Below are 9,581 nucleotides of genomic sequence, written 5' to 3'. Positions count from 1 at the left end.
ACTGGCTCACTGGCTCACTGGCTCACTGGCTCACTGGCTCACTGGCTCACTGGCTCACTGGCTCACTGGCTCACTGGCTCACTGGCTCACTGGCTCACTGGCTCACTGGCTAATTAGCTTAGAACTAATATGAAGTAGAGTAGGTGGTGGAAAGAGTTTTCGTAGTTTCATATCAAAGTGTAACTAAAACAAAAAGCAATCCATTAAATTACAGGCATAAAAAATGCCAATCAATTGATTGGCATTTTATTAAATGACTCTGAGGTTACTGGTATTGATAACCTTCAGTTTTTTTCTGCTCAGAGTAGTCTAGCTTCTCATGGGTTTGACCCATTGCTTCAGCTACTTCAGGTGGCATGTAGTTTTCATCATGCTTAGCAAGTACTTCAGTTGCTTGAATAGTGTCTGGCTTGATTAACACTCCTTGAGCAACAATGCCTTGGCCTTCACGGAATAGATCTGGTAACAAATCGTCGAAGGTAACAGTAATTGCGCCGCCAAATGCATCATGAATTTCAAACTCAACATGAAGACTATCTGGATCGCGAACCATTGTACCTACAGTCACCATACCACCAACACGGATCCGTTGGCCGATCTCTGGTTTTTCGCCAGTATCCTTTTTACCATTCACAATTTCATGCGGTGTAAAGAACAAATTTAAGTTAGAGTTTAATGCATACAAAAGTAATGATGCGATACCTGCTACACCTGCAATTAATGCTACGGCAAGTGTGAGTCTTTTTTTACGTCTAGAGTTCACTATCTACTACTCCTAGTTTCTTTAAGGCGATCTTCTCGTGCCATCTTTTTAGATATCTCGAGTAAGACTGATCTTTTTTGGCGAAGGCTTAAGAACAATAAGATCCCTAAGCTGCCGAAGGTAACACCGTATGACAACCAAACATAAAATGCATAGCCGCCCATGTTTAAAAATTCAGAAAATGATTCGAACTGTATCATTTCGATGCCTCCGCTTTTGCTAATTCTCTAACCCAAGGACGCATCCCATTTCTTGCTAAAATCTCTGCTTTATAACGAACCAATGTGATTGCACCAATCATTAAACCAAAACCGACAATATTAATAAGTAGTGGCGCTAACATTTCCATTGGCATTGCAGATTTTTCGGTAATTTTAATCGTAGCTGGTTGGTGTAAGCTGCTCCACCAATCAACAGAGTATTTAATAATTGGAATATTAATAACACCTACGATTGCTAAAATACCTGCAGCACGCGCTGCTAATACTTTGTCTTCAAAAGATGCATACAAAGAGATTACACCTAGATACAAGAATAATAGTACGAGTTCAGATGTTAAGCGTGCATCCCATACCCACCAAGTACCCCACATAGGTTTGCCCCATGCTGCACCAGTTAAAAGTGCAATAAAGGTAATGACTGCGCCAATAGGTGCAATTGATGCTGCTACCCAATCAGCAGTCTTAATTTGCCAAACAATACCGACAAATGATGCAGAGGCCATTGCCATATATGCGGCCATTGACATTGATGCCGAAGGTACATGGATATATATGATCCGGAAACTTTCGCCTTGCTGGTAATCCATAGGAGCAAATAACATTCCCCAGATGGTTCCGACACTTATTAATAAGATGGCAGAAAATGCGAACCAAGGTAAAAGCGTTGATGCCAATTTGTATGCACGCTCTGGATCAGCGTATGAATGAAGCCATTTCCACATATTAGTTTGTACTCACTCGTAATGAAGCACCAATTGCAAACGGTGCCATAATTAATGATCCGACCAACATGGCGCCAATAATGGCAAGTTGTCCGGTATAAGGTAAATTTAAACCAGCAGCATCAATTGCACTGGTAGCAAAAATTAGTACAGGTATATAAAGCGGTAAAATTAGCAAGCTAAGTAACACGCCGCCTTTACGTAACCCAACGGTTAATGCCACACCAATAGCACCTAATAACGATAAAACGGGAGTTCCCACGGTTAACGTTAATATAAGCGCAGTATAGCTATTGCTTTCTAAATGTAGCAATACTGCTAATAAAGGTGCTACTAGTATCAATGGTACACCAGTTAAAATCCAGTGAGCCAATACTTTTGATAATACTAATATTGGTAACGGTTGAGGGCTTAATAGCATTTGCTCTAAGCTACCGTCATTAAAATCTGCCTTAAATAATCGCTCAAGTGACAACATTGATGCCAATAACGCTGCAACCCAAATTATTCCGGGAGCAACTCTTGATAAAACCTGCGGTTCCGGTCCTATCCCTAATGGAAACAGGGTCACTACTAATACAAAGAACAATAGTGGATTAAAAATATCACCACGATGCCTAATTGCAATTTTTAAATCTCGTTGCAACAATGTCAAAAATGCTTGGGTGTAACTGATGCCTCTTTTCATTGTTGTACCTTATACGAAGCGATAGTCTAGTTTGATCTTACGAAGCACTTCATCGGTGATGAGACTCATATCTTGGTGAGTCGTCATTATGACGCATCCACCACTTTGAGTGTGCTTAATAAATAATTGTTCCAACTCTTCTACACCTTTTTTATCAATTGCAGTGAAAGGTTCATCAAGAATCCATATTTTACAATTAGTGTGCCAGAGTCGGGCTAGGGCAGTTCTTCTGTGTTGGCCTGCTGATAAATGTCCAGCTAGTGCCTCTTCGAAACCACCTAAATTAACTTTTGCGAGCAAATCATAACTATCAAAGTCATCATAACCGCTTAACCTTAAATTGAAGTTAAGGTTTTCATTTGCTGTTAACTCGCTTTTAACACCAGCGAGATGCCCAAGATAAAGTAAATCTTCATTAAATTCGTCACGACATTGAGTAATATCAGTGTCGATATATTGAATCTCACCTGCGTAAGGTCTTGATAATCCAGCTATGATGCGTAACAAACTGGTTTTACCTGCACCATTAGGGCCTTCAATTTGGACAATATCACCGGCATTGATTTCAAAACTTAATTGATCAAATAGAATGCGATCTTCACGAATGCATGTCAGTTCATTTGCCCTGACTAAAACTTGCTGCTGATTGTTGTCTGCCACTGAGCCCTCTTTAACGTGTTGAGGATGAATACAAATGAATATTAACATAAACACAATTAAGGGTTTAGCATTCAACTCATCTATGTGCTAGGTATTTGAAGTGGTTCCAATAAAATACATCTTATGTGAACTTTTTCATGATTCTCTAATATATTACTTAATATAGGTTTATTGTCTTTATTTGAATGAGAAGGTGAGATTCTTATCACAAAAAGGTGAGTTTTATTGAAGTTTGTAGTAATCTGATGACGATTAAATAAGTCTACCTGCTTTCAAAGGTGGCATTGAGCTTTGAATTTATTTGCATTTAGGAACGATGAACATGAAAAAATTATTAGCAATGACTGCAGTTGCTGCATTGACTTTGTCTTCAAACGTTTTCGCTCAAGATGGCGAAGCGGTTTATAACAAAGCGTGTCAAGTATGTCACAGCATGGGAGTCGCTGGTGCACCAAAAGCACACGATGCCGCTGCATGGGAGCCTCGTTTGGCTACAGGTATGGATGTATTAATCGGCACAGTTAAAACGGGTAAAGGCGCTATGCCTCCTGGTGGCATGTGTACAGATTGTACAGATGAAGATTACCAAAAAGCTATTGAGTTTATGTCTAAGTAATTTAGTAAACTCATAAAAAAACCGGCTTATTAGCCGGTTTTTTAATGTCTATAAAACGCGATTATTTACATTTTGCTTATTGAACGACTGTATCAAGCATTAGTTTCGCTTCATCACCGACAGCAACAGATGCAACAATACCTTTCAGGTCGCCTGCTTGTGCTTTAACACTTCCGTGTTTAGACAGTACAGCAATAATTTCTACATTCTCAGCGCTGCTCAATTTCACATCACCGCCCATAGACGTCGAATCATCGAGTGTTACTGTAACAGGAAGACTGCTAGCACTAATTTTAGTCGCAGCAAGTGGCACTTTAGGCCCCTGAGTTGAACGTGCAAAGATAAACACCATGTCTGTTGAGCTAACTTTATCTGCTAATTCAGGTGAAATTGCAATTTCAACGTCAACTGTTTTAGCTGTAGTCGCTTGCGTCATAGGGTTATGGTTGCTGTCATTTGGCATTTCGCCAGTTTCTGCTTGTATGCGCATGTTAGCTGATTCAATTGCATTCATTACTGCTGTGCGGTCAATGTCGCTTCGGCCACTATCTAAAATAGTTTGCCAAGCGTTGATAGCTTTTTGGTAATCAGCAGAAAAGAATGAATCCATACCCACAAGTAATAAAGTTGAAGGGTCTTGCGCATCTAAAGCAAGTGATTGATCAACGATTGCTTGAATCTGTGGATTCATTTGTTGATCATTCTTGTAATACATTGCAGTTGCTTTAGGGCCAAGTAATTCAGCAGCAGTTCCAACAAGCTCCATTACTTTATCAAATGATGCAATAGCTTGATCGAATTGGTTAGCTGAAATATAAGCGTGTCCTAGGCTAAACCAAGCTTGACTATTTTCAGGATCTGCTTGAACTTGCTGCTCCATCATTTGTACGCGTTGAGCCATAATTTGCTCGCTGCTCATGCCTTGATGTGGGCTAGCTTCAGCTTGAGGAGGGTTAGATAACTCTTTATAAGCACCTAATGTCTGATAAAAATAACCAGAGATACCCAAGATACAAATAGTCATCACAGATGGCCATAAGATCCCTTTTGATTGAATTTTCGTATCAAGAGAGTCATCGCCGTCTTGCTTCATATCTTGCAATAGGCCGATTTCTAATTCTTTCTTTAGTGCGTCAAACTCAGTTTGATCTAATAAGCCATCTTCTAGTTCTTTTTCTAGAACAGCGGCACGTTCGTTAAATAGCTCAAGGTTTGTTTGCTTACGGACGCCTGATTCTTCAGCAGCTAACATTTTTTGCTGACGAAAATGTGGGACCCAAATCAGCATTAAACTGATTACGACGACAAGAGCAATAAATATCCAAAATGTGGTCATTGTTTCAATATTCACTTTTAGGTTGCTGAAAAAACAGAGCGGATTAGCCGCCTGACTTGAAGCTAGATTATACGTAAAGATGATTCATTGAACAGTAATATACGATCTAACTGAACCAGAATCGTCATAGTTGGGCACTGGTTCACAGATTGATCACCAATAAAAAAAACAAACGAAACTTAAGTGAATTTTTTCGGTCTTAAGCTCAACAGTTGATAACTGGGTGTTTTTACTCTCTATTTTTTTGAGAATGAGACAAGTCACCCAGTTTTGCACGAAAGTGGCAGACATAAACAACAGCAACTACTAAAATATAAGCAAATTCGTATTAGCTAATGTTAATATCACTGTTTTAAAGCATTATGATAGATATGCGTTGGTTTAGCTTTATAGCTTAAGCAACTTTTTTAAAATTGAGGAATACCCATGATCCCTGAACTTGGACACTTCTCGCTCATTATTGGTTTGGCTTTCGCCATTCTATTGATGACCGTGCCGTTATTTGGTGCAGCCCGTAAAGACCAGTATCTCGTAAGATATGCTTGGCCAATTTGTTACGGTATGTTCTTTTTTATCACTCTTTCTGTCATCAGCCTTGGCTATAGCTTCGCTGTTGATGATTTTTCTGTGGCTTATGTAGCACATCATTCCAACTCGCAACTACCAATCTTCTTCAAGATTGCTGCTGTATGGGGTGGCCACGAAGGTTCATTACTATTCTGGGTATTTTCTCTAACGGTTTGGGCAGCTGCTGTTGCAACCTTTAGTAAAGGTATGGAAGAAGTCTTCATTGCACGTGTACTTGCGGTACTAGCAATGGTGATTGTTGGTTTCACGTTATTCATGATCCTGACATCAAGTCCATTTGAGCGTATCTTCCCGATTCCTATGGAAGGGCGTGATTTGAACCCAATGTTGCAAGATGTAGGTCTTATCTTCCATCCTCCAATGCTTTATTTAGGTTATGTAGGTTTTGCGGTTAGTTTCGCATTTGCTATTGCTGCACTGATGAGTGGCCGTTTAGATTCAGCATGGGCTCGTTGGTCTCGTCCTTGGACGCTTGCAGCATGGGTATTCTTAACCGGCGGTATCTCACTAGGTTCTTGGTGGGCATACTACGAGCTAGGTTGGGGCGGATGGTGGTTCTGGGATCCAGTTGAAAACGCATCATTCATGCCTTGGTTAATTGGTACTGCGCTTGTTCACTCATTAATTGTGACTGAAAAACGTGGTGCTTTCCGTAACTGGACTGTATTACTGTCTATCTTCGCATTCTCATTAAGTTTGCTAGGTACCTTTATTGTACGTTCTGGTGTTTTAACATCAGTGCATTCATTCGCTGCAGATCCTAGTCGTGGTATGTTCATTCTACTATTGCTTGGTTTAGCGGTTGGCGGTTCTTTAACCTTATTCGCATTGCGAGCAAGTGAAATGAGCAGTCCTGCACGATTTGAACTGAAATCTAAAGAAACCTTCTTATTAGTATGTAATGTCTTACTGACTGTTGCTGCTGGTACAGTTTTACTTGGTACGCTATACCCACTGCTAATTGATGCACTAGGTATGGGTAAGATTTCTGTAGGACCTCCATACTTTAACTCTGTATTCGTACCAATCGTACTTGTACTATTTGGCTTTATGGGTATTGGTCCAATTATCCGCTGGAAGAAATCAAAAGCGGGTGAATTGAAGCGTCAACTATTAGTTCCTGCAATTGTTGCTGCAGTAGTTGGTTTAGCTACACCGTTTATCGCGGGTAACGAATTAAACCTTTGGGTTGTATTTGGTATCGGTGCGGCAACATGGGTTTCTTTAGCTACCTTTAGAGCTGCATATAACTTACTTACAGATAAAGAAGGTAAGTTTACGCTGAATAAGATTGGCCGTAGTGAAATGGGTATGTTGATTGCTCATATGGGTATTGCGGTATCGATTGTCGGCGCGACTATGGTATCGAACTACTCAATTGAGAAAAGTGTTCGTATGGGCCCTGGTATCAGTGAAGAGTTAGCGGGTTATACCTTCAACTACATTGAAACTAAAAATGTAGTCGGTCCGAACTACACAGCACAACAAGGTCAGATAGAAGTTTATCAAGATGACGAATTTGTCACATTATTAAGACCAGATCGCCGTCAATATAATGTTCGTACTATGGACATGACAGAAGCTGGTATTGATTGGGGCTTATTCCGTGACTTATATGTGACGATGGGTGACCCATTGAGTATGACTCAGTTTGCTGTACGTCTTAACTATAAGCCGTTTGTTCGTTGGATTTGGTTTGGTTCTATCTTCATGATGGTAGGTGGCTTCCTAGCTGCTTCAGATAAGCGTTACCGTGTGAAAGAAACTAAAACTGCTAAAGACGAATCTAAAGAAGCAAAATTAGCGACTGCTTAATTTATTGGAGAAAATATGAAAAAGTTGGTGCTGTTTATACCATTGGTATTGTTTTTGGGGATGGGGGTTTTTCTATATCAGGGGTTATTCTTAAATCCTCAAAAGCTCGATTCAGCACTAGAAGGAAAGCCGGTACCGGCTTTCCAACTTGAACGTCTCGAAACACCAGGTGAAATGCTAACGCAAGAAAACTTAAAGGGTGAAGTATCATTAATTAATGTGTGGGCCACTTGGTGTCCTGCTTGTAAATATGAACATCCTTTTTTAATGATGCTAGCGCGTAAGAATATTCTACCTATATATGGTGTGAACTATCGTGACGAGCGTGCGCCGGCTATAAGAGAGTTAAGTCGTGAAGGTGATCCTTACACGATTAACATTTTTGATAAAGATGGGCGTTTAGGTTTAGACCTAGGTGTTTATGGCGCACCAGAGAGTTTTATTGTTGATCATAACGGCATTATTCGTTTCCGCTATGCAGGTCCTATTGATAGGAATGTATGGAGTGACACTCTTTTTCCAATGATCCAACAGTTGCAAGCTGAAGCGAAACAAGACGGAGTTTAAGAATGAAGACATTTAAAATACTTGTTGGCTTCATGGCAAGTTTGGTTTTAGCTTTCAATGTAATGGCAACTCCGGTTGATACTTATGAGTTTAAATCTACGGATAACCAAAAGCGTGCGTTAAACTTGGCGCACTCTCTACGTTGTCCGCAATGTCAAAACCAAAACCTTATTGATTCTAATTCACCAGTTGCTCAAGATTTACGTCTTGAGGTCTACACAATGGTCGATGAAGGTAAAAGTGATGATCAAATTGTAGATTTCATGACTAGCCGATATGGTGATTTTGTACTTTATAAACCAAGACTAGATCCAAAAACATATATTCTATGGCTCGGTCCATTTGTTCTAATGTTGATTGCACTTTATGTAGCACTTGTTGTTGTGCGTAAGCAAAGAGGTAAATTTACAGCGGCTCCAGAAATGACGGATGCAGATCGTGATGAACTCGAAGCGTTGTTGAAAGAAAAGCAAAGTCAGGATGCTAAGTAATGAATATCATGATCAAAGCGATCATGCTCAGTGCATTAGCAGTGACTATCACTGTTAATGCTTATCCTGGAATGGAAAAGCAACAGCAGCATGTGAGCAACTCAACACTAGATAAGATTAATGTACTTGAAAATCCTTTTCCTATCGCACACATTGGCTTTAATGATGCAGAAGGTAAAGAAGTCGATTTTGAAGAGCATAAAGGTAAAGTCGTTATCGTCAATATGTGGGCAACATGGTGTCCACCTTGCGTACGTGAATTGCCAGCACTAGATCGTTTAGAGCAAACCTTGAGTAAAGATGACTTTGTCTTAATGCCAATATCGATTGATGCTGAAGGCAAAAAGCAAGTCAGCCCTTTTCTAGAGTCAATTGGCTTGCCTTCGTTTAATTCATATTACGATGCAAGACAAAATCTACGTGAAGTCTTTCCATTAGATACAATACCTGCCACCTTTATCTTAAATAAAGAAGGTGAATTGGTAGCATATGTTCGAACATATGTAGATTGGGACGACGAAAACGCTATTGAGTTCTTACAGCAGTTTCAGTAATTACTCTTTTAACACTGCTAATAAGTACGTTTAATCGCCTTATACAGTACGAATTGATTAAAAAAGATCGCTTTTGATGAAAAACTCATCAAGCGATCTTTTTTTTGGGTTTTTATTACAAAAAGCCCTTGCGGTGTTTCTAAATCTCCCTATAATGCGCATCCACTGACACGGCAGAGCGCAATAGCGAAACACTGAGTCAGGTTGATTTGAGACGGTTTTAACCACTTCAAATTAACGGCGAAAAGAAGTTTGAAAAAACACTTGACGCCAACGAGGGAAAGCGTAGAATGCGCATCCCTGACCAATACGGTCAACGCTCTTTAACAATCAAACAAGTAAATCTGTGTGGACACTCACAGGTGTTGAGTTAATCGAAATTGCTCTTTCTTTCTTGTAAAGAATGCAGCAATCAAAATTATTATCAATATATTCTGAATCACGTAAGTGATGAGTGTTCATAGCAATATGTAACAAACAGGATGTAGATTCTTCCGAGTCTGCATAATGTAATCAGAATTCATTGAGCCGAGACTTAGGTCTCAACAAAACTTTAATTG

11 protein-coding genes are annotated in these 9,581 nt (G+C 39.8%); 5 read left to right on the top strand and 6 right to left on the bottom strand.

Annotated features, from left to right (window positions below; all coding sequences use genetic code 11):
* Positions 1-265: 265 nt before the first annotated feature.
* Genes ccmE through ccmA form a run of 5 tightly spaced genes read right to left on the bottom strand, consistent with a single transcriptional unit; the run spans position 266 to position 3,054 of the window.
* On the bottom strand, positions 266-763 hold the full coding sequence (gene ccmE / locus L2735_RS19605) for a cytochrome c maturation protein CcmE (RefSeq protein WP_248986272.1): 498 nt from the start codon (positions 761-763) through the stop codon (positions 266-268).
* Complete coding sequence (ccmD, locus tag L2735_RS19600) at positions 763-960, bottom strand: heme exporter protein CcmD (RefSeq protein WP_248986274.1); 198 nt, start codon at positions 958-960, stop codon at positions 763-765. Before ccmD ends, ccmE begins: the two co-directional genes overlap by 1 nt.
* Positions 960-1,706, bottom strand: a complete 747-nt coding sequence (locus tag L2735_RS19595) for a heme ABC transporter permease (protein ID WP_248986271.1) — start codon at positions 1,704-1,706, stop codon at positions 960-962. The genes ccmD and L2735_RS19595 overlap by 1 nt, the downstream gene beginning before the upstream one ends.
* Position 1,707: 1 nt before the next feature.
* Complete coding sequence (gene ccmB / locus L2735_RS19590) at positions 1,708-2,394, bottom strand: heme exporter protein CcmB (RefSeq protein ID WP_102529605.1); 687 nt, start codon at positions 2,392-2,394, stop codon at positions 1,708-1,710.
* 9 nt (positions 2,395-2,403) lie between these two features.
* Entirely contained in the window at positions 2,404-3,054 is a 651-nt protein-coding gene (gene ccmA / locus L2735_RS19585) for a cytochrome c biogenesis heme-transporting ATPase CcmA (protein WP_248986270.1), read from the bottom strand.
* Between the two features lie 322 nt (positions 3,055-3,376).
* On the opposite strand from ccmA, the gene L2735_RS19580 reads away from it, so the two are divergent.
* Positions 3,377-3,670: a c-type cytochrome gene (locus L2735_RS19580; RefSeq protein WP_248986269.1), complete on the top strand. Its 294-nt coding sequence runs from the start codon at positions 3,377-3,379 to the stop codon at positions 3,668-3,670.
* 76 nt (positions 3,671-3,746) lie between these two features.
* On the opposite strand, the gene ccmI is transcribed toward L2735_RS19580, so the two are convergent.
* Positions 3,747-5,006, bottom strand: coding sequence for a c-type cytochrome biogenesis protein CcmI (gene ccmI, locus L2735_RS19575; RefSeq protein WP_248986273.1), 1,260 nt, complete (start codon positions 5,004-5,006; stop codon positions 3,747-3,749).
* A gap of 426 nt (positions 5,007-5,432) precedes the next feature.
* Here ccmI and L2735_RS19570 point away from each other — a divergent pair, with 426 nt between their 5' ends.
* Genes L2735_RS19570 through L2735_RS19555 form a run of 4 tightly spaced genes read left to right on the top strand, consistent with a single transcriptional unit; the run spans position 5,433 to position 9,021 of the window.
* On the top strand, positions 5,433-7,409 hold the full coding sequence (locus L2735_RS19570) for a heme lyase CcmF/NrfE family subunit (RefSeq protein ID WP_248986268.1): 1,977 nt from the start codon (positions 5,433-5,435) through the stop codon (positions 7,407-7,409).
* Between the two features lie 15 nt (positions 7,410-7,424).
* Entirely contained in the window at positions 7,425-7,976 is a 552-nt protein-coding gene (locus tag L2735_RS19565; protein WP_248986267.1) for a DsbE family thiol:disulfide interchange protein, read from the top strand.
* Between the two features lie 2 nt (positions 7,977-7,978).
* Positions 7,979-8,467 carry a heme lyase NrfEFG subunit NrfF gene (gene nrfF, locus L2735_RS19560; protein ID WP_248986266.1) on the top strand — a complete coding sequence of 163 codons (489 nt, stop codon included), beginning with the start codon at positions 7,979-7,981 and terminating at the stop codon, positions 8,465-8,467.
* Complete coding sequence (locus tag L2735_RS19555) at positions 8,467-9,021, top strand: TlpA family protein disulfide reductase (RefSeq protein ID WP_248986265.1); 555 nt, start codon at positions 8,467-8,469, stop codon at positions 9,019-9,021. Before nrfF ends, L2735_RS19555 begins: the two co-directional genes overlap by 1 nt.
* Positions 9,022-9,581: the final 560 nt, after the last annotated feature.

Source organism: Shewanella olleyana (genome assembly GCF_023283825.1).
In the GTDB taxonomy this organism is placed as follows: Bacteria; Pseudomonadota; Gammaproteobacteria; order Enterobacterales; family Shewanellaceae; genus Shewanella; species Shewanella olleyana.
The sequence above is the reverse complement of the archived record's forward strand: the minus strand, read 5'-3'. Positions and strand labels throughout refer to the sequence as shown.